The sequence below is a fragment of the Vreelandella xerophytica genome (genome assembly GCF_968048975.1).
Genome location: NZ_OZ309106.1, coordinates 2,115,245 through 2,132,310 on the forward strand (window position 1 = coordinate 2,115,245; position 17,066 = coordinate 2,132,310).

The following is a 17,066-nucleotide window of genomic DNA, read 5'->3' on the forward strand; positions in this document are numbered from 1 at the left end:
TGTAACGTACAGCGAGGCGGCATTCTACATGAGCAGCGCCCACAAGTTAAGCGCTTTGGCGATTTTTATTGGCCTGCCCGCTCAAGGCTTGTGCGGCAGCGCCAGATACTCGCGCGACTGCATCTCCTGAAGCCTCGAGAGTGTACGCTCGAACTCGAAAGAGAGCTTGCCGCCGGTGTAGAGCAACTCCACGGCCACCTCCGCCGACATCAAGAGCTTCACGCCCCGGTCATAGAACTCATCCACCATATTGATGAAGCGCCGCGTCTGATCTTCTTTTTTGGCGCTCATCTGGATGACGTTGGAGACGAGCACGGTATGAAACTCCCGAGCGATCTCGATATAGTCGTTCTGGCTACGTGGGCCATCACATAGCTCAGCGAACTCGAACCAGGCGACGTTTTCGTGAAGGCGCCGGGTCGTCAGCACCCGGTGATTGATCTCCAGGGGCGCGGCTTCCTCGCCGCAATGGCCGGCGATCTCCTTGAAACTGCGCGCAAGTTCACGCTCGGCAGCTTCGTCGCAGGGGGCGTGAAAGATTTCGGCGCGCTCGAGAGCGCGAAGCCGGTAATCCACACCGGAATCCACATTGACTACATCACAGTGGCGGTTCAGAAGATCAATGGCCGGCTCGAAGCGCGTGCGCTGAAGACCATCCTTGTAGAGGTCATCGGGCACGATATTGGAGGTCGCCACCAGTACGACACCGCGCTGGAAAAGCGCCTCCAGAAGGTTGGCCAGTATCATCGCGTCGGTAATATCCTTGACGAAAAACTCGTCAAAGCAGATAACCCGGGCTTCGGCTGCGAATTTACCGGCAATCAGGTTCAGCGGGTTCCTTTCGCCCTTGTAGTGGGTCAGCTCGCTGTGAACCCGCTGCATGAAGCGGTGAAAGTGCGTACGCATCTTGTCGGGAAACGGCAGCGCTTCATAAAACGTATCCACCAGGTAGGTCTTGCCCCGGCCCACCCCGCCCCAGAAATAAAGCCCGCGCACCCGGGGCATGGCAGGCTCATCGCTTGGCTTTTTCTTGCCCATGAGCCCCGCCACCCGAGCCTTGAGCCCCTTGTTGGCGACCACGGTCTTGGGCGTGGTGGAGGGGGTGGCCAAAAGGTCATCGTAAAGGCGCTGAAGATGCTCAACCGCTTTTTCCTGGGCCGCGTCGTATTGAAAATCATCGCGCTGGATATCGCTTTTATAACGCGCCATGGGCGTTGGCGGATGCGCGGAACTTGCCTTTGCCGAGGCCGCTTTCGATGACATTCAAACACTCTCCCAAAGTAGTGGCGCGCGCAACGATACCATGGTGCGAGATAGCGCCCCAGGCCCGGCACGTGTTATGCACGGCGTTGTAAAGACGGCTAATTATACGCGTGATAAGTATTGAGCGCATCGGCGCATTGACCCAACCGGTCAACAGGCGCCTATAATGAAGTTAGTTTCGCCATGACGTTTAGCGATACGCTGTGAATAGAGCCAATCTAGTTTTAGGGAGAAGACTGTGGAAGCAAACTCACCATTCATCTTTGCACTTGTCGGCCTGGTCGTCGGTTTTCTAATCGGCCTTTTGTGCTACCGGCTAGCAAGCAAGGATGAACGTCAACGGGCATCGCTCAAACAGACGCTTTTGGAGCGCGAGCATCAAATCGCCGAGCTTAAAAAGGCTGCGGGCAGCCACTTCAACGATGTTCGTCAGTGTCTGGAAGCCATCCGTACCCAGGCGGATGAGCTTGAAGACAAGATAGACGAAGGCGCCGGCCAGTGGGCGCTGGCCCATGGCCAGAGCGCTCCTTTCAACAGTGAGCAGAAGGCCCCGGCTCCGGCCAGACCCGTCAAGCCAGCTCCGCCTGCCACCGAATCCCCTGCTACTCCCCGCGATTACGCCGACGGCAAGGGCGGCACCCTGTCAGAAGAGTACGGCCTTAAAGACGCAACGGCTAAAGAGTCCGCTGTAGACCAGCCGCCACGTTACTGAAAGCCATCTTCAGAGTCGATAAATTGATCGAAAAAGCGAGGGCCCACCCCTCGCTTTTTTGTGTTCAGGCCGGGTTGTCGATATCCACGAAGCGATGAGTGATACCGTACTCATCGGCCAGCCATTCGCCAAGCGCTTGAACGCCGAAACGCTCCGTGGCATGGTGGCCGGCAGCAATATAGTGAATGCCCATCTCGCGGGCCAGGTGCGTGGTGCGCTCGGATATCTCGCCGGACACGAACACCTCAGCTCCTGCCTCAAAAGCGCTGGTGATCATGTCCTGCGCGCCTCCCGTGCACCAGGCGATTCGTTCGATACTGGGCAGACCCGGCGCTTCGATCACCGTAGGGGTACGTTCAAGCATGATGCCCATCCGCTCGGCCAGGGCGTGAACGGATTGCGCCTGGGCAAGTCTTCCCGACCATAAAAGGCCCTCGCCCAGCTCGCCATCGATGCACCCTTCCACTTTCCAGCCCAGACGCCTGGCGAGTTCGGCATTGTTGCCAAGCTCAGCGTGAGCGTCCAGCGGCAGGTGATAGGCAAGCAGGCTGATATCGTGGTTCAGCAGCGTCTTGATGCGTCGTTGCTTCATACCGGTAATCGCCACCGGCTCGTTTTTCCAGAAGTAGCCATGGTGCACCAGCACCATATCTGCCTGCCAGGCCACCGCCTCGTCCAGAAGCGCCTGATTGGCGGTCACTCCGGTCATGACACGAGCCACCGTATCACGCCCTTGTACCTGAAGACCGTTGACGGTGTAGTCTTTGAAATGGGACGCGCGAAGTTGATGATCGCACGCCTTTATAAGCTGGTCGCGGTTAACCACATCCACTCCTTGTAAGGGTTTGGCTGCTGAGGAACAGGTTCAAAAAGTGTTACCATGTTGTCTATTGTAAAGCTCGCGCCGCGTTATCGCGAACCTAGCGCCCAAAGACCGCCCACGGCTGAGGATGTCCCGCATGCACCGCTTCGTGCTGCCTTATGTATGGCCAATCGTTACCGGAGTTCTTCTGGCTGCGCTAGTGCTGTTTGCCTTTCCCGACCAACTGCCCAATCCGTTTCGACAAGCCCCCCCGAGCGAGCCCCGCACCCCGAGCGCCATGGCGCCCGCAAGCCAGTCCGGCGAGCAGGACATCACTCGCCCCAGGCCCGAAATTCGTCAGGCGGCGCCGTTGAGTCGCAATCAGGGCCCGGCAAGTTACGCCAACGCGGTGAATCAGGCAGCGCCTGCGGTGGTGAACATCTATTCATCGCGCATTGTCGAGCGCGACCAGCATCCGCTGATGTCGGACCCCTTTTTCCAGCAGTTTTTCAAAAGCGACGACGCCACCGCCCATCAGCGCATGCTTTCGAGCCTGGGTTCAGGGGTCATCATCAGCCAGGATGGCTATGTGCTGACCAACCATCACGTCATCAATGACGCCGATCAGATACAGGTGGCGCTGCGCGATGGGCGGGAAACCCTTGCCGAGGTAGTGGGCACCGACCCGGAAAGCGACCTGGCCGTACTGCGCATCGACCTGGACAACCTGCCGGTGATCGAGCTGACCGATTCTCAGGATGTGGCCGTAGGCGATGTGGCTCTGGCGATCGGCAACCCCTTCGGCGTGGGCCAGACGGTTACCATGGGAATCATCAGCGCCACCGGGCGCAGCCACCTGGGGCTGAATGCCTACGAGGACTTCATCCAGACCGATGCGGCGATCAACCCCGGCAATTCCGGCGGTGCGCTGGTCAATGCCGAAGGCGCGCTGGTGGGTATCAACACGGCGATCTTTTCACGCTCTGGTGGCTCCCAGGGGATTGGTTTTGCCATTCCGGCGAACCTGGCCCACAGTATCTTGAACGAGCTGGTCACCCGTGGGCGAGTGATTCGTGGCTGGTTAGGGATCGAGGCCCAGGCGCTTTCGCGCGAGCTTGCTGCCTCGTTCGGCCTGCGCACGCCTCAGGGCGTGATCGTGGCCGGCGTGGTCAGCGACGGCCCTGCCGCCGAGGCGGGTCTGCAACCAGGGGACGTGCTGCTTTCTATCGACAACGAGGCGATTCTCGACGCCCGAGCCACCATGAGCGATATCGCCTCCATTGCCCCGGGCACCTCGCTCCCTCTTACCGTGGTACGTAATGGCGAACGCATCGAGCTGAACGTGGAAGTGGGCGAACGCCCCACCCCGACTGAAGCGTCCTTGAACCAGCGGGGCGGCTCATAGCCGCCCCACCAAACACCACTAAAGACCCCAAGCACTCAGTCGCGAATGCGATACTCCGCGGAACGCGCGTGAGCACTCAGGGACTCACCTCTTGCCAGAACGGAGGCCGTCCTGCCAAGCGTTGAAGCCCCCTCCGGCGAGCAGTTGATGATCGACGAGCGCTTTTGAAAATCATAAACGCCCAGCGGTGACGAGAAACGCGCCGTACCCGAGGTGGGCAATACGTGATTGGGGCCTGCGCAGTAGTCGCCCAACGCCTCGGCGGTGTAACGCCCCATGAAGATCGCGCCGGCGTGGCGAACGTGCTCGGCCAGCCTTTCAGGCTCGGCCACCGATAGCTCCAGGTGCTCGGGGGCCACGCGATTGATCAGCGAAATCGCCTCGCGCTCATCGGCGCAGTGAATCAACGCACCGCGCCGGGAAAGCGAGGCACGCACGATGGTCTCCCGCTCCAGCGTGGGTAAAAGACGCTCGATCGCTTCGTTGACGGCGTCAAGGTGCGCGGCGTCCCAACTGATCAGTATCGCCTGGGCATCTTCGTCGTGCTCTGCCTGGGAGAAGAGATCCATCGCCAGCCAGTCCGGGTCGGTCTGGCCATCAGAGACCACCAGGATTTCCGACGGCCCGGCAATCATGTCGATACCTACCTGACCAAACACGGCGCGCTTGGCGGTCGCCACATAGATATTGCCGGGGCCGACGATCTTGTCGACCCGGGGCACGCTTTCGGTGCCATAGGCAAGAGCCGCCACTGCCTGGGCACCGCCGATGGTGAAAACGTAATCAACCCCGGCCAGGTAAGCGGCGGCCAGTACCAGCTCGTTCAATACGCCGTCCGGGGTGGGTACTACCATGACGATCTCGCCTACCCCTGCCACGTGGGCGGGGATGGCGTTCATCAACACCGACGAGGGGTACGCGGCCTTGCCGCCAGGCACGTAGATGCCCGCACGATCCAGTGGCGACACTTTCTGGCCCAGCACCGTGCCATCGGGCTCTTCGTACTGCCAGGAGGTGGGCTTCTGGCGCTCGTGATACGCCTTGATACGCTGGGCGGCCGTCTTCAGGGCGTCACGCTGATCAAGGGGCAGACCCTCAAAGGCAGTTTTCAACCGGTCAGGCGTCAGGCGAAGCTCGTTCATCTGACGGACATTCACCCTGTCAAAGCGGTTGGTCGCCTCGATGACCGCCTGGTCGCCCCGGGTCTTCACATCGCTCAAGATGTCGTGAACCCGCGACTGCACCTCACTGTTGGAAACCCCCTCCCAATCCAGCAGGGCCTCCAGGCGCTGACTGAATGCGTCATCGACGGTTGAGAGCCGATTGATCGTGACCGTGTTGTCGCTCATCGAAAACCTCGTGTTACGGGGCAAGCTCTGCTTGACGTTTTTTCACCGCGTTATCCAATCGCGCCAGAAGCGGCTTGATCCGGTCGTGCTTCATGGTCATGGCCGCTTTATTGACGACCAGCCGGGTACTGATATGGGCAATCAGTTCGCGTGGCTCCATACCATTGGCACGCAGGGTATTGCCGGTATCCACGATATCGACGATCTCGTCGGCCAGATTCATCAGCGGCGCCAGCTCCATCGCACCGTACAGCTTGATGACTTCGGCCTGAATGCCCTGCTCGGCGTAGTAGCGTCGCGCGATGTTGACGAACTTGGTCGCGACCCGGCGACGAGCTTTCAGCGGCGCCTGACCGGTCACGCCGGCGGTCATCAGTCGGCAGCGGGCAATCTCCAGATCGACGGGCTCGTAAAGCCCTTCAGCCCCATGTTCAAGCAGCACGTCCTTACCGGCAATCCCCAGGTCCGCCGCGCCCAGCTGTACGTAGGTGGGCACGTCCGTTGCACGAATCACCACAAGCTTCACATCGGGCAAGTTGGTATCGAACAATAACTTGCGGCTCTTGCCGAGATCTTCGGCCGGGGTGATGCCGGCATCGGCCAGAAGTGGCAGCGTTTCTTCCAGAATGCGCCCCTTGGAGAGCGCCAAAATCAGTTGCTTACTCATGGTTTAGGCCAGTGGTTGGTCGCGTGGCTAGCCGGGAATACGGCGAATCTTCGCCCCCAGCAACTGCATTTTCTCTTCGATACACTCATAGCCGCGGTCGATATGGTAAATGCGATCCACCAGGGTTTCACCCTCGGCCATCATCGCCGCAATCACCAGTGAGGCGGAGGCGCGAAGATCGGTCGCCATGACCGGCGCGCCGGATAGTCGTTCCACGCCGGTAATCAGCGCAGCGTTACCCTCGACGACGATATCCGCGCCCATGCGGTTAAGCTCCTGCACGTGCATGAAGCGGTTCTCGAAGATGGTTTCCACCACCCGTGAATGACCTTCGGCCACGGCGTTCATAGCCACGAACTGGGCCTGCATGTCGGTGGGAAACGCTGGATACGGCGCGGTGCGGATATTGACCGCCTTCGGACGTTTGCCGTGCATATCGAGCTCGATCCAGTCCTCGCCACAGGTGATGTCCGCCCCGGCTTCTTCGAGCTTGGCCAGTACCGCTTCCAGAATATCCGCCCGAGTGCGGGTCACCTTCACCCGACCGCCCGTCATCGCCGCCGCCACCAGGAAGGTACCGGTTTCGATACGATCCGGCATTACATCGTGTTCACAGCCGTGAAGCGACTCGACCCCTTCGATCACGATAGTATCGCTGCCATGACCCTGAATGTTCGCGCCCATCTTGATCAGACACTCTGCCAGGTCCACCACTTCAGGTTCGCGAGCGGCGTTTTCCAGCACCGTTCTGCCTTCGGCAAGGGTGGCCGCCATCAAGAGGTTTTCGGTGCCGGTCACGGTGACGGTATCGAAATAGATCGTCGCGCCCTTGAGGCGACCCTCGACACTGGCACGGATATAGCCGCCTTCGACGCGAATGTTCGCGCCCATCGCCTCGAGCCCGCGAATGTGCAGATCCACCGGGCGCGAACCAATGGCGCAGCCGCCGGGCAGCGATACATCGGCCTTGCCGAAGTGCGCAAGAAGCGGGCCCAACACCAGAATCGAGGCACGCATCTTTTTCACCAGTTCGTAAGGCGCGTGACACTGGGTTACCTGAGAGCCGTCGAGTTGAATGCTCAAGCGCTCGCCCATCACGGGCTCGACGCCCATGCGGCCCAGAAGCTCCAGGGTGGTGGTGATGTCCTGCAGGTGGGGAAGATTGCCGATCACCACCGGGCCTTTGGCCAGCAGGGTCGCGCACAAGATGGGCAGGGCGGCGTTTTTTGCACCGCTGGCCCACACTTCGCCGTCGGCGGAGCCATTGCCGGTAATTAAGAGTTTATCCATCACCCGCCCCTTACTGGGCGTTTTCCGGCGCGTCTTGCCACTGCGCCGGAGTGAAGGTTTTGATGCTGATCGCATGAAGCGCGCCGGAGGCGATCTCATCGCTGAGCGCCTGGTACACCAGTTGCTGGCGCTTGACCGGTGAAAGTCCTTCGAAGGCCTCCCCCACAGCGATGACCTGAAAATTACAACCTTCCCCCTGGATATGAAAGTCACACCCGTCGATGCGGGATTCAAGCAGCGCTTTTACCTCGTTGGGTTGCATGAGACAGGAAACTCCTCTGGGGACGATTAATTAAAAAAGAAGGCGACATGATAAAGAAAAGCACCGCGCTTGGCGATGCCAAGCTTAATGCGCAAAGACGAGATGGGGTGTATCGATCAGTTTATCGAGTTCGGCAAGCGAGGCCAGACGCATCAGGGGGGAAGACAGCGCAATGCGCTCGATGGAAATGGCGTGCTGCTCACAGGTACGCAGCCACTCGAAAAGTACGCTGAGTGCCACGCTGCTGGGGGTTTCGACACCGGTCAGGTCGAATGTGACGGGAGCGTTCGTATTCTGCTCAAGCCAGGTTGCGCCCGCAGCGGCCACCGGGGCCGCTGCGTTCATGGTCAAGTCACCTTCAAGAAAAAGCGTGGTGCCTTCTTGATTCAGCGTTACACCGGCAAGGGCTACCAGCTGGGTCACGCATCGCCCCCTTGTTCGAGCTCTTCAACACCGACTTCCGGCGCCCAGTTGCGAATGACCGCATCGTAGTCACGGTTTTGCTGGCGCATGGCCTGATCGAACTGGTTACGGAAGGTAAGCCCCAGGTTGATACCGTTGACGATGACGTTCACCACACGCCACTCGCCATTGGACTGACGCAGGCTGTAGCTTACCGGGTAGACCTGACCGCTGCTGGCCACGACCTGCATGTCCACGGTCGCCTGATCGTCGTAGCGCTGACCACGCTGGTTATCGAGTACGCGCAGATCCTCGTAATCGTAGGTCACAAGGCCGCGTGCATAGGTGTCGATCAGCGTCTGACGAAAGACGCTGGCAAACCGACTACGCTGCTCCGGCGTGGCATTCTGGAAGTAGTTGCCCATCACACTCGCGCCGATGTAGCGAAAGTCCGCTACCTCATCCAGAGTCTCGTCCACAATCGCCTTGAGTTCATTGATGTTGCTGGCGTAGTAGCTTTCACGACCCTCGATGCGCGCCATGAAGCCGGCCACGTTTTCACGAATCATCGCCTCGGGGGACTGACTCTGGGCGCTGGCAGTCATCGGCAAGGCAAAGACCACTGCCGCCAGCAGCGCTGTCAACCAGTAGCTTAACGGGTTATTGAACGTTCGCATCGCATTCACCTCTCAACTGAGTGTTTAGACGTCGGGTCAGGGTTACAGGTTTAGCTGCTAACCATATTTGATACAAATTGCTGAATTAGTTCTTCCAGCACCAGCGCCGACTGGGTGTCACGAATGACGTCGCCATCTGCCAGCGTTTCCGGCACGCCGCCGACGGTGAGCCCTATATACTGCTCACCCAGAAGACCGGCGGTCAGAATCGCGGCCGTGGTGTCCTGGGAGAGCTGGCCCTCCAGGTCATTGTCCAGACGCAGCACCACGCGCGCATCGTACCAGTCGGTATCCAGGTCGATAGATTCCACCCGGCCAACGGTGACACCCGCCATCGTGACGCGCGCACGAGGCTTCAGGCCGCCGATATTGGAAAAGTTGGCTTCCAGTTGAAACGTCTGTGTCGGCGCTGACAGCGACAGCCCGCTGACGCGAAGCCCGAGGAAGACAAGCCCGATTATGCCGGCCAGCATAAATAGGCCAACGCCAAACTCCATGGTTTTACTGCGTTTCATGAACCTGCTCCACCTATCAAAGGCCGCCGAACATCACGGCGGTAAGTACAAAATCAAGCCCTAACACCGCCAGGGACGAATAAACAACGGTACGGGTCGTGGCGCGGGAGATCCCCTCGGAAGTGGGCACCAGATCATAGCCTTGAAACACTGCAATCCAGGTGACCACCACGGCAAACACCAGACTCTTGATCATGCCATTGCCCACGTCGCTGACAAACGCAACGCTTGCCTGCATGTTGCCCCAATAGGAGCCCTCGAAAACCCCCAGCCATTCGACCCCGACCAGATGGCCGCCCCAGATACCCACCACGCTAAAACCCACGGTCAGAATCGGCAGCGCCACGAACCCCGCCCAGAGCCTTGGCGCCACGACACGCTTGAGCGGATCCACGCCAATCATTTCCATGCTGGTCAGCTGCTCGGTGGCTTTCATCAAGCCGATTTCAGCGGTCAACGCCGACCCCGCCCGACCGGCGAACAAGAGCGCCGCCACCACCGGGGCCAGCTCGCGCAAAAGCGACAGCGCCACCATCTGACCAAGCGCCTGCTCGGCGCCGAAATCCACCAGGATAGTATAGCCCTGAAGCGCCAGTACCATGCCGATAAAAAGCCCCGAGACCAGCACGATGGCAATGGAGAGCACGCCGACAAAGTGCATTTGCACCAGCCAGAGCGACAAGCCCTCTCTGGAAGGAATGCCGACGCTTGACTGGGCAAGAAAGACACCGGCTCGGCCAACGGCCTCCACCGTATCGCACCCTTTACGCCCCAGCCGGGTAATATGAGCACCGCTTCGCTTGAATAGTGACTGCATTGTTACGTCCTTTTCGGCACGGCCTGACCCAGCATATCGCGATAGAAATCAGCCGCCGGGTAATGAAACGGTACAGGCCCGTCGGGCTCGCCGTGGACAAACTGACTCACCCGCGGGTCCTGGTTGGTATCCAGCGTCTCGGGGGTGCCGTGGGCCACCACCTGGCCATCGGCAATCAGGTAAAGATAGTCGGCGATGCTCAAGGTCTCCTTGATATCGTGGGAAACCACGACCGACGTCAGCCGCAACGCTTCACTCAAGCGCTTGATCAATTGCACGAGCACGCCCATGGAGATGGGGTCCTGACCGACGAAGGGCTCATCGTACAGGACCAGTTCCGGGTCCAGCGCGATGGCGCGTGCCAGCGCCACACGCCGGGCCATGCCGCCAGAAAGCTCGGCAGGACTCAGCTCCCGTGCCCCACGCAGCCCCACCGCCTGCAGCTTCAAGAGCACCAGGTCACGCACCATGGCATCGGGTAGATCGGTATGGACACGCAGCGGAAACGCCACGTTCTCGAAGACGTTCAAGTCGGAAAACAGCGCCCCGCTCTGAAACAGCATGCCCATCCGCTTGCGCAATGAGAAAAGTGCCTTGCGGGAAAGTTTGTGAACATCCTGACCATCGATCAATACGCGACCGCGGTCCGGGGCAAGCTGGCCGCCGATGAGTTTCAAGAGCGTGGTCTTGCCCGTGCCGCTGGGCCCCATGATAGCGGTCACCTGTCCGCGGGGAATACGCATGTTGACGCCGCGAAAGATGTCGTGCTCTCCCCGGGAGAAGTGAAGGTCTTCGATTTCGATGAAGGGGATTTGTGTCATGGGCAGTTAAACCCTCCTCATGGTGTACTCATGCATTCATTGCCAACGCACAAGCACGGATTTGCCCGTTCAGGGCCAACTATTTAAAAACAGTGTTTTCGAAATATTAACGAACATCCCCTCATAACGCTACCCATTGCTAAGTGAGCGCTTATAAAGCATCAGCCAAAATCGACATACCTAATGCGAGGTTCAAAATGCTATTCTTGGACGCTTTACAACATCTTCAGTGAGGCCTTTATGCCAGCGCCCCCCGCCTCTCCCAGCGTTTTACGCGAAAGCGCCCTGCGTACACTGCAAATCGAGCAGGCTGCCATTGGTGAGCTTCAGGAAAAACTGGATGAAGGCTTCGATCACGCCTGCGCGCTGATTCTGGCCTGCCAAGGGCGCGTGGTCGTGACCGGCATGGGCAAATCCGGCCATATCGCCGGCAAACTGGCCGCAACCCTTGCCAGCACCGGCACTCCGGCCTTTTTCGTTCACCCGGGCGAGGCCAGCCACGGCGACCTGGGCATGATCACCCGGGCGGATGTAGTGCTCGCCCTTTCCAATTCCGGCGAAACCGCCGAGGTCACGGCACTCTTGCCGCTTCTGAAACGGCTGGGCGTACCCTTGATCAGCATGACCGGCAAGCCGCACTCGACCCTTGGCGCCCACGCCGACGCCCACTTGAACAGCGGCGTTGCCAAAGAAGCCTGCCCACTGGATCTTGCCCCCACCAGTTCGACCACCGCGGCCCTGGCCCTGGGCGATGCACTGGCGGTTGCGCTTCTGGAAGCGCGCGGCTTCACCGCCGAGGACTTCGCGCTCTCGCACCCGGGGGGGAGTCTGGGCAAACGGCTGCTGCTGCGTGTGAAAGACCTGATGCACAGCGGTGAGCGCCTGCCGCAAGTGCCCTCCGGCAGCCTTTTGCGCGATGCGCTTTTGGAAATCACCCGCCAGGGACTCGGGTTCACCTGCGTGGTGGATAGCCAAGGACGCCTGGCCGGAGTGTATACCGATGGTGACCTGCGCCGCACCCTCGATGAACACCACGATTTGCGCACGGTCAATGTCGATACGGTGATGACCCGGCCAGGCAAGCGGATTCGCCCCGATGTGCTCGCCGCCGAGGCAGTTCGCATCATGGAAGATAGTCGCATTACCGCCCTGGCGGTAGTAGATGAGCACGAACGCCCGATCGGCGCCTTGCATATGCACGACTTACTCTCGAGCGGTGTGATTTGACCTACGCTTTAAACCCCAAGCCAGCCAGACGGAGACCCCATGGCCCTACCTGATGCTCTACATGACCGGATTCGCAATGTACGTCTACTTGCCATCGATGTTGATGGTGTACTTACCGATGGGCGCCTCTACTTTCAGGCCGACGGTATCGAGATCAAGGCATTTCATACCCAGGATGGTCATGGCCTCAAGCTTTTGAAGCGCGCGGGCTTTCATGTAGCGCTGATAACCGGGCGTGATTCCCCCATGGTAAGTCAGCGGGCAGCGGCGCTGGGCATCACCCACGTCTACCAGGGCGTGGAAGACAAGCTCGCCACGCTGAAAGCGCTTTGCAAGCAGTTAAGCCTCGATCTTGAGCAGGTCGCCTACTGCGGTGACGATCTGCCCGATCTGGCCTCGATCAAGCGCGCCGGCGTGGGGATTACCGTCCCCAATGCCCCGGACTACATGCACACCCATGCCGGCTGGATTACCGATGCGCTGGGCGGCCACGGCGCAGTCCGGGAAATCTGCGATACGCTGTTGCTCGCCCAGGGACACTGGGACGCGGTCATGGATACGTACCTTTAAAGGCGAACACGAAAGGCACATGCAATGGCGAAACGGATAAAAAAGCGCATTTGGCTGCCGGCGCTGGTCGTCGCTCTGGGGTTCATGCTGGTCTGGCTCGACCCACGCGGTCCCGATATCGGCGAGATCGACCCTGACGTCCAGGCCCAGGAGCCCGGTCACGTGCTGAATGACGCCGAGCTTACTCTTTTCGGAGAAAGCGGCACCATCGAACAGTCGCTTGTCACGCCGCATCTGGTGCATACGCCTCAGCGCGCACTGACCGAGGCCGACGATCCCAGAGCCACCCTGTATGACGCCGAGCAGCGCCAATGGCTCGCCAGCGCCGACCATGGCATCCTTCAGGCTGATCGCCAGGCGCTTACCCTGATAGGGTCGGCCAGGTTGTTCGCCCCGGACGAGGGCTGGCAGCTCGATACCGAGCGGCTACACTACGATGGCCTGGCCCGCCATGCCTACACCCAGGCGCCTGCGCTCTTACAGCAGCCGCCTCAACAAATGAGCGCCAACCGCATGGACGTGTGGCTTGATGAAAGTCAGGTGCGGCTGACCGATAACGTACGCGGCACTCACCCCCCTGCCAGCTCAACGCCTTAGGAGTTGTTATGCCCCCATTTTTTCGCACCGCGCTGCTGGTACTGACCATGCCCTTGACGGCCGCCGCCCAGACGAGCCAGGCCCCTGTCGAAGTGGAAGCCGACCGGCTCGACCTTGATCAGCGTGCAGGTACTGCGATCTATACCGGTAACGTCGATATCCGCCAAGGTGAAATGCAGCTTCGCGGCGATCGTGTGGAGATTCAACGAAACGACGCCGGCGAGCTTTCCCAGGCGACAGCTACCGGCGAGCGCGCCTACCTGCGCAATCAGCTGGAAAACGAAGCGACCCCCATGGAAGGCTGGGCGCGGCGCATCATCTATCACGTAAGCGAGCGCCGTGTAGAGCTTATTGATCAGGCGGAGCTGACCCAGCGACAGGATCGCTTTCGCGGCGGCCGGCTCGAGTATTTCATTGACCGTGAAGTCGTCCAGGCGCGCTCGGACGTCAGCGGCAGCGCAAACCAGCGTATACGCATGACCCTCCAGCCCGCCCAATAGGAAGATGAACGTGTCGAGTACGCAAAGCGCGGTGAAAACGCTTCATGCCCGTCACCTGGCCAAAAGTTACAAGCGCCGTCGGGTGGTGAAGGATATCAACCTGGAAATCGCCCAGGGCAGCGTTGTCGGTCTGCTGGGCCCCAATGGCGCGGGCAAGACCACCTCGTTTTACATGATAGTGGGGCTGGTCAAGGCCGATGCGGGTTCGGTGGGTATCAATGAGCTTGATCTGACCCGTGCACCCATGCATGAAAGAGCCTCGGCAGGGATCGGCTATCTTCCCCAGGAAGCATCCATATTCCGCAAGCTCTCGGTGGCCGACAACATCATGGCCATTCTGGAGACCCGCAAGGATCTTGATCGCCCCGCCCGGCAAGAGCGGCTTGAAAAGCTGCTGGAAGATTTTCACATCACTCACATTCGCGACAACCTGGGAATGAGTCTTTCCGGCGGTGAACGCCGGCGGGTGGAGATTGCCCGGTCGCTGGCCACCGACCCCGCCTTCATTCTTCTGGACGAACCCTTTGCCGGGGTCGACCCGATCTCGGTAGGCGAAATCAAGTCGATCATTCTGGCGCTCAAAGCGCGGCATATCGGCGTTCTGATTACCGATCACAACGTTCGTGAAACCCTGGACATCTGCGATATCGCCTATATCGTGGGCGATGGGCATATCATCGCCAGTGGCGATGCCGACGCCATATTGAATAACCAGAAGGTTCGGGAGGTCTACCTGGGCGCGGATTTCCGGCTTTGAAGCAGATTTTCGAACCTAAACCAGTGCCATTCATAAAGTTCCGTTTACTGGCATACTTTTTGCACTTGCGCCGGACTCCAACTCGCACTAGGGTGGAGCTTTACGAGTAACGAGTGGTTCTTCAATGGTCATGAAAGCCTCTTTACAGCTGCGTATCGGTACGCAACTGACCATGACACCCCAGCTGCAGCAGGCAATCGCCCTGCTGCAGCTTTCCACCCTGGATCTACGTCAAGAAATCCAGCAGGCGCTCGATTCCAATCCGCTTCTGGAGCAAGAAGACGAGTTCGGGGAAGAAACCGTCACCGAAACCCCGGAAAACGAGTGGGAAGAGAGCATCCCCAGCGAGCTGTCCACCGACAGCGAGTGGTCCGACACCTACCAGGACATGGCCGGCAGCGGTAGCACCGAGGGGCCGGACTTCGAGCGTCAGGCGGCCGGACAGAGCCTGCATGGTCACCTGCTTTGGCAACTGGCCATGACCGATACCACCCCTCGCGAGTATGCCATCGCCGAGAGTCTGATCGACGCGCTCGACGCCAACGGCTACTTGACCCAGCCACTCAACGACATTCGCGAAGGCCTCAAGGCTCAGGGGCTTGAGGGCTTGAGTCAGCGGGAAGTGGAGAACACCCTGCTGCGCCTGCAGCAGTTCGAACCTACCGGCGTCTTCGCCCGGGATCTGCGCGAGTGCCTGATGCTTCAACTTGCCTCGCTGTCCGAGGATACCCCGCTACTGGTACCCGCCAAGCGCCTGATCCGCCAGTTTCTTGAAGCCCTGGGCAAGGATGACATGCGGCTTCTCAAGCGCCGCCTGAGCCTTGACGACGAGCAGCTTGACGACGTCATCCGCCTGATCCGAAGCCTCGACCCGCGCCCCGGCAGCGCATTTGGCACGACCAATGACAGCTACATCACCCCGGATCTGGTGGTGCGCCACGACAACGAAGGCTGGCACCTTGAACTCAACCCCGAAGCCCTGCCCCGGCTACGCGTTCAGCCGGATTATGCAAGCCTCATCAAGCGGGCCGACAAAAGCCAGGACAACCAGTTTCTGAAAGAGCACCTTCAAGAGGCGCGCTGGCTCATCAAGAGCCTGTCGAGCCGCAACGATACGCTGCTGCGCGTTGGTCGCGAGATCATCGCCCGCCAGATCGGCTTTCTGGAACAAGGCGAAGAAGCCATGAAGCCGTTGATTCTGGCCGATATCGCCGAGGCCGTGGACATGCACGAATCGACGATCTCACGGGTAACTACCCAAAAGTACATTCATACTCCCCGGGGCGTCTTCGAACTCAAGTACTTCTTCTCGAGCCAGGTGAGCAGCCAGCACGGCGGCGACAGCCACTCGAGCACGGCGATTCGCGCCCGACTCAAGAAGCTCATTCAGGAAGAGACCCCGGGCAAGCCGCTTTCCGACAGCCGTCTGGTCTCCTTGCTGGAAGAAGGCGGGATCAGTGTGGCCCGCCGTACGGTTGCCAAATACCGCGAAGCCATGGGGATTCCCTCCTCCAGCGAGCGGCGGCGTTTGCGTTAACAGGAAACTTGCCGCCGGGGCTTTGCAATGGCGGAAAAAGGGTTACAATCGAAGAACAGTCCTAGATAAGGAGCATGTCAATGCAAGTAAATATCACAGGTCATCACCTAGAGCTGACTGACGCCTTGCGTGACTACGTCAACGAGAAACTGGAACGTATTGAGCGCCACTACGACAATATCACTACCGTTCAAGTGACCTTATCTATTGAAAAGGAGCGCCAGCAGGCCGCCTGCACGCTACACGCTGCCGGCGCCGATTTGCACGCGGAAGCTCAGGACAACGATATGTATGCCGCCATCGATGCGCTGGCAGACAAGGTTGATCGCCAACTGGTAAAACACAAGGAAAAAGCACAAGCTCGCGCCCAAGGCGCTGGTGTGCGTTAAATCAATGACGTTGGAAACCATACTCCCCCCGGAGCGCGTGCTGTTCGACGTCCCCGGGGGCAGCAAAAAGCGCGTGCTGGAGTTCTTCAGCACTTTCATCGCTCAGAACACCCCCAGCCTGGATAGCCAGGAAGTCTTCAGCCGTCTGATTGGCCGTGAACGTCTGGGCAGTACCGGCATCGGTAACGGCGTGGCCATTCCTCATGCCCGAAGCCCTCATTGCAGCGCGCCGATCGCAGGCTTTTTAAAACTGGCCGAGCCCGTCGACTTTGACGCCATCGACGGTGATCCAGTGGATCTGGTTTTCGTGCTGCTGGTACCCGAACAGGCGGATGATACCCATCTTGCCCTGCTGGGCCAGGTCGCCACGATCATGAACGATGCCACCACGCGCCAGCAGTTTCGCAAGTGCGAAAGCCAGCGCGAGCTTCTTGAACTGGTGACCGCCAGGATTCGCGAGCAGGCAGGTAGCCAGGACCGGTAGATCTCATGATCGAGATCTTGATG

Annotated in this window: 21 protein-coding genes; 10 read left to right on the forward strand and 11 right to left on the reverse strand. The window is 59.6% G+C overall.

What is annotated here, in order from left to right; genetic code table 11:
* Window positions 1–81: 81 nt before the first annotated feature.
* Window positions 82–1,263, reverse strand: coding sequence for a cell division protein ZapE (gene zapE / locus ACWF8S_RS10080; RefSeq protein ID WP_447553187.1), 1,182 nt, complete (start codon window positions 1,261–1,263; stop codon window positions 82–84).
* 238 nt (window positions 1,264–1,501) lie between these two features.
* On the opposite strand from zapE, the gene ACWF8S_RS10085 reads away from it, so the two are divergent.
* Window positions 1,502–1,975 (forward strand): YhcB family protein, encoded by a 474-nt coding sequence (locus ACWF8S_RS10085; protein ID WP_447553188.1) that lies wholly within the window; start codon window positions 1,502–1,504, stop codon window positions 1,973–1,975.
* Window positions 1,976–2,039: 64 nt separating this feature from the next.
* Here the strand turns inward: ACWF8S_RS10085 and ACWF8S_RS10090 are convergent, their stop codons facing one another.
* On the reverse strand, window positions 2,040–2,801 hold the full coding sequence (locus tag ACWF8S_RS10090) for a Nif3-like dinuclear metal center hexameric protein (protein WP_447553189.1): 762 nt from the start codon (window positions 2,799–2,801) through the stop codon (window positions 2,040–2,042).
* 133 nt (window positions 2,802–2,934) lie between these two features.
* On the opposite strand from ACWF8S_RS10090, the gene ACWF8S_RS10095 reads away from it, so the two are divergent.
* The gene (locus ACWF8S_RS10095) at window positions 2,935–4,182 is read left to right on the forward strand and encodes a S1C family serine protease (protein ID WP_447553190.1); all 1,248 of its coding nucleotides are present in this window, start codon (window positions 2,935–2,937) and stop codon (window positions 4,180–4,182) included.
* A gap of 35 nt (window positions 4,183–4,217) precedes the next feature.
* On the opposite strand, the gene hisD is transcribed toward ACWF8S_RS10095, so the two are convergent.
* From hisD to ACWF8S_RS10140, 9 genes are all read right to left on the reverse strand, one after another.
* Entirely contained in the window at window positions 4,218–5,531 is a 1,314-nt protein-coding gene (hisD, locus tag ACWF8S_RS10100; protein WP_447553191.1) for a histidinol dehydrogenase, read from the reverse strand.
* Window positions 5,532–5,544: 13 nt separating this feature from the next.
* Window positions 5,545–6,198, reverse strand: coding sequence for an ATP phosphoribosyltransferase (hisG, locus tag ACWF8S_RS10105; protein WP_447553192.1), 654 nt, complete (start codon window positions 6,196–6,198; stop codon window positions 5,545–5,547).
* A gap of 27 nt (window positions 6,199–6,225) precedes the next feature.
* Entirely contained in the window at window positions 6,226–7,488 is a 1,263-nt protein-coding gene (murA, locus tag ACWF8S_RS10110) for a UDP-N-acetylglucosamine 1-carboxyvinyltransferase (RefSeq protein ID WP_447553193.1), read from the reverse strand.
* Between the two features lie 10 nt (window positions 7,489–7,498).
* Complete coding sequence (locus tag ACWF8S_RS10115; RefSeq protein WP_447553194.1) at window positions 7,499–7,750, reverse strand: BolA family protein; 252 nt, start codon at window positions 7,748–7,750, stop codon at window positions 7,499–7,501.
* An 84-nt stretch (window positions 7,751–7,834) separates the two neighbouring features.
* The gene (locus ACWF8S_RS10120) at window positions 7,835–8,173 is read right to left on the reverse strand and encodes an STAS domain-containing protein (RefSeq protein WP_447553195.1); all 339 of its coding nucleotides are present in this window, start codon (window positions 8,171–8,173) and stop codon (window positions 7,835–7,837) included.
* On the reverse strand, window positions 8,170–8,829 hold the full coding sequence (locus ACWF8S_RS10125) for an MlaC/ttg2D family ABC transporter substrate-binding protein (protein ID WP_447553196.1): 660 nt from the start codon (window positions 8,827–8,829) through the stop codon (window positions 8,170–8,172). The genes ACWF8S_RS10120 and ACWF8S_RS10125 overlap by 4 nt, the downstream gene beginning before the upstream one ends.
* A 50-nt stretch (window positions 8,830–8,879) precedes the next feature.
* Window positions 8,880–9,344 carry an outer membrane lipid asymmetry maintenance protein MlaD gene (gene mlaD / locus ACWF8S_RS10130; RefSeq protein WP_447553197.1) on the reverse strand — a complete coding sequence of 155 codons (465 nt, stop codon included), beginning with the start codon at window positions 9,342–9,344 and terminating at the stop codon, window positions 8,880–8,882.
* A 16-nt stretch (window positions 9,345–9,360) separates the two neighbouring features.
* Window positions 9,361–10,161, reverse strand: a complete 801-nt coding sequence (mlaE, locus tag ACWF8S_RS10135; RefSeq protein WP_447553198.1) for a lipid asymmetry maintenance ABC transporter permease subunit MlaE — start codon at window positions 10,159–10,161, stop codon at window positions 9,361–9,363.
* A 2-nt stretch (window positions 10,162–10,163) separates the two neighbouring features.
* Window positions 10,164–10,982, reverse strand: coding sequence for an ABC transporter ATP-binding protein (locus ACWF8S_RS10140; RefSeq protein WP_447553199.1), 819 nt, complete (start codon window positions 10,980–10,982; stop codon window positions 10,164–10,166).
* A gap of 240 nt (window positions 10,983–11,222) precedes the next feature.
* Here ACWF8S_RS10140 and ACWF8S_RS10145 point away from each other — a divergent pair, with 240 nt between their 5' ends.
* The 8 genes from ACWF8S_RS10145 (at window position 11,223) to ACWF8S_RS10180 (ending at window position 17,043) form a co-directional block, all read left to right on the forward strand.
* Window positions 11,223–12,209, forward strand: a complete 987-nt coding sequence (locus tag ACWF8S_RS10145) for a KpsF/GutQ family sugar-phosphate isomerase (RefSeq protein ID WP_447553200.1) — start codon at window positions 11,223–11,225, stop codon at window positions 12,207–12,209.
* A gap of 39 nt (window positions 12,210–12,248) precedes the next feature.
* Entirely contained in the window at window positions 12,249–12,779 is a 531-nt protein-coding gene (locus tag ACWF8S_RS10150) for a KdsC family phosphatase (protein ID WP_447553201.1), read from the forward strand.
* Window positions 12,780–12,803: 24 nt separating this feature from the next.
* On the forward strand, window positions 12,804–13,376 hold the full coding sequence (lptC, locus tag ACWF8S_RS10155) for an LPS export ABC transporter periplasmic protein LptC (protein WP_447553202.1): 573 nt from the start codon (window positions 12,804–12,806) through the stop codon (window positions 13,374–13,376).
* A gap of 8 nt (window positions 13,377–13,384) precedes the next feature.
* Complete coding sequence (lptA, locus tag ACWF8S_RS10160) at window positions 13,385–13,876, forward strand: lipopolysaccharide transport periplasmic protein LptA (RefSeq protein ID WP_447553203.1); 492 nt, start codon at window positions 13,385–13,387, stop codon at window positions 13,874–13,876.
* Window positions 13,877–13,907: 31 nt separating this feature from the next.
* Window positions 13,908–14,633 carry an LPS export ABC transporter ATP-binding protein gene (lptB, locus tag ACWF8S_RS10165; RefSeq protein WP_447556580.1) on the forward strand — a complete coding sequence of 242 codons (726 nt, stop codon included), beginning with the start codon at window positions 13,908–13,910 and terminating at the stop codon, window positions 14,631–14,633.
* Window positions 14,634–14,757: 124 nt separating this feature from the next.
* Window positions 14,758–16,170, forward strand: a complete 1,413-nt coding sequence (locus ACWF8S_RS10170; protein WP_447553204.1) for an RNA polymerase factor sigma-54 — start codon at window positions 14,758–14,760, stop codon at window positions 16,168–16,170.
* Window positions 16,171–16,250: 80 nt separating this feature from the next.
* A complete protein-coding gene (gene hpf / locus ACWF8S_RS10175; protein WP_447553205.1) occupies window positions 16,251–16,559 on the forward strand; it encodes a ribosome hibernation-promoting factor, HPF/YfiA family in 309 nt (102 codons plus the stop codon).
* A 4-nt stretch (window positions 16,560–16,563) separates the two neighbouring features.
* Window positions 16,564–17,043, forward strand: coding sequence for a PTS sugar transporter subunit IIA (locus tag ACWF8S_RS10180; RefSeq protein WP_447553206.1), 480 nt, complete (start codon window positions 16,564–16,566; stop codon window positions 17,041–17,043).
* The last annotated feature ends 23 nt before the right edge of the window (window positions 17,044–17,066 follow it).

Coding starts and splice junctions, on each gene's coding strand:
- murA (WP_447553193.1), bottom strand. CDS start 7,488: ATGGATAAACTCTTAATTACCGGCAATGGCTCCGCCGACGGCGAAGTG.
- ACWF8S_RS10125 (WP_447553196.1), bottom strand. CDS start 8,829: ATGCGAACGTTCAATAACCCGTTAAGCTACTGGTTGACAGCGCTGCTG.
- mlaD (WP_447553197.1), bottom strand. CDS start 9,344: ATGAAACGCAGTAAAACCATGGAGTTTGGCGTTGGCCTATTTATGCTG.
- hisG (WP_447553192.1), bottom strand. CDS start 6,198: ATGAGTAAGCAACTGATTTTGGCGCTCTCCAAGGGGCGCATTCTGGAA.
- ACWF8S_RS10140 (WP_447553199.1), bottom strand. CDS start 10,982: ATGACACAAATCCCCTTCATCGAAATCGAAGACCTTCACTTCTCCCGG.
- ACWF8S_RS10150 (WP_447553201.1), top strand. CDS start 12,249: ATGGCCCTACCTGATGCTCTACATGACCGGATTCGCAATGTACGTCTA.
- ACWF8S_RS10170 (WP_447553204.1), top strand. CDS start 14,758: ATGGTCATGAAAGCCTCTTTACAGCTGCGTATCGGTACGCAACTGACC.
- ACWF8S_RS10145 (WP_447553200.1), top strand. CDS start 11,223: ATGCCAGCGCCCCCCGCCTCTCCCAGCGTTTTACGCGAAAGCGCCCTG.
- mlaE (WP_447553198.1), bottom strand. CDS start 10,161: ATGCAGTCACTATTCAAGCGAAGCGGTGCTCATATTACCCGGCTGGGG.
- zapE (WP_447553187.1), bottom strand. CDS start 1,263: ATGTCATCGAAAGCGGCCTCGGCAAAGGCAAGTTCCGCGCATCCGCCA.
- ACWF8S_RS10095 (WP_447553190.1), top strand. CDS start 2,935: ATGCACCGCTTCGTGCTGCCTTATGTATGGCCAATCGTTACCGGAGTT.
- lptA (WP_447553203.1), top strand. CDS start 13,385: ATGCCCCCATTTTTTCGCACCGCGCTGCTGGTACTGACCATGCCCTTG.
- ACWF8S_RS10180 (WP_447553206.1), top strand. CDS start 16,564: ATGACGTTGGAAACCATACTCCCCCCGGAGCGCGTGCTGTTCGACGTC.
- hisD (WP_447553191.1), bottom strand. CDS start 5,531: ATGAGCGACAACACGGTCACGATCAATCGGCTCTCAACCGTCGATGAC.
- hpf (WP_447553205.1), top strand. CDS start 16,251: ATGCAAGTAAATATCACAGGTCATCACCTAGAGCTGACTGACGCCTTG.
- ACWF8S_RS10115 (WP_447553194.1), bottom strand. CDS start 7,750: ATGCAACCCAACGAGGTAAAAGCGCTGCTTGAATCCCGCATCGACGGG.
- lptC (WP_447553202.1), top strand. CDS start 12,804: ATGGCGAAACGGATAAAAAAGCGCATTTGGCTGCCGGCGCTGGTCGTC.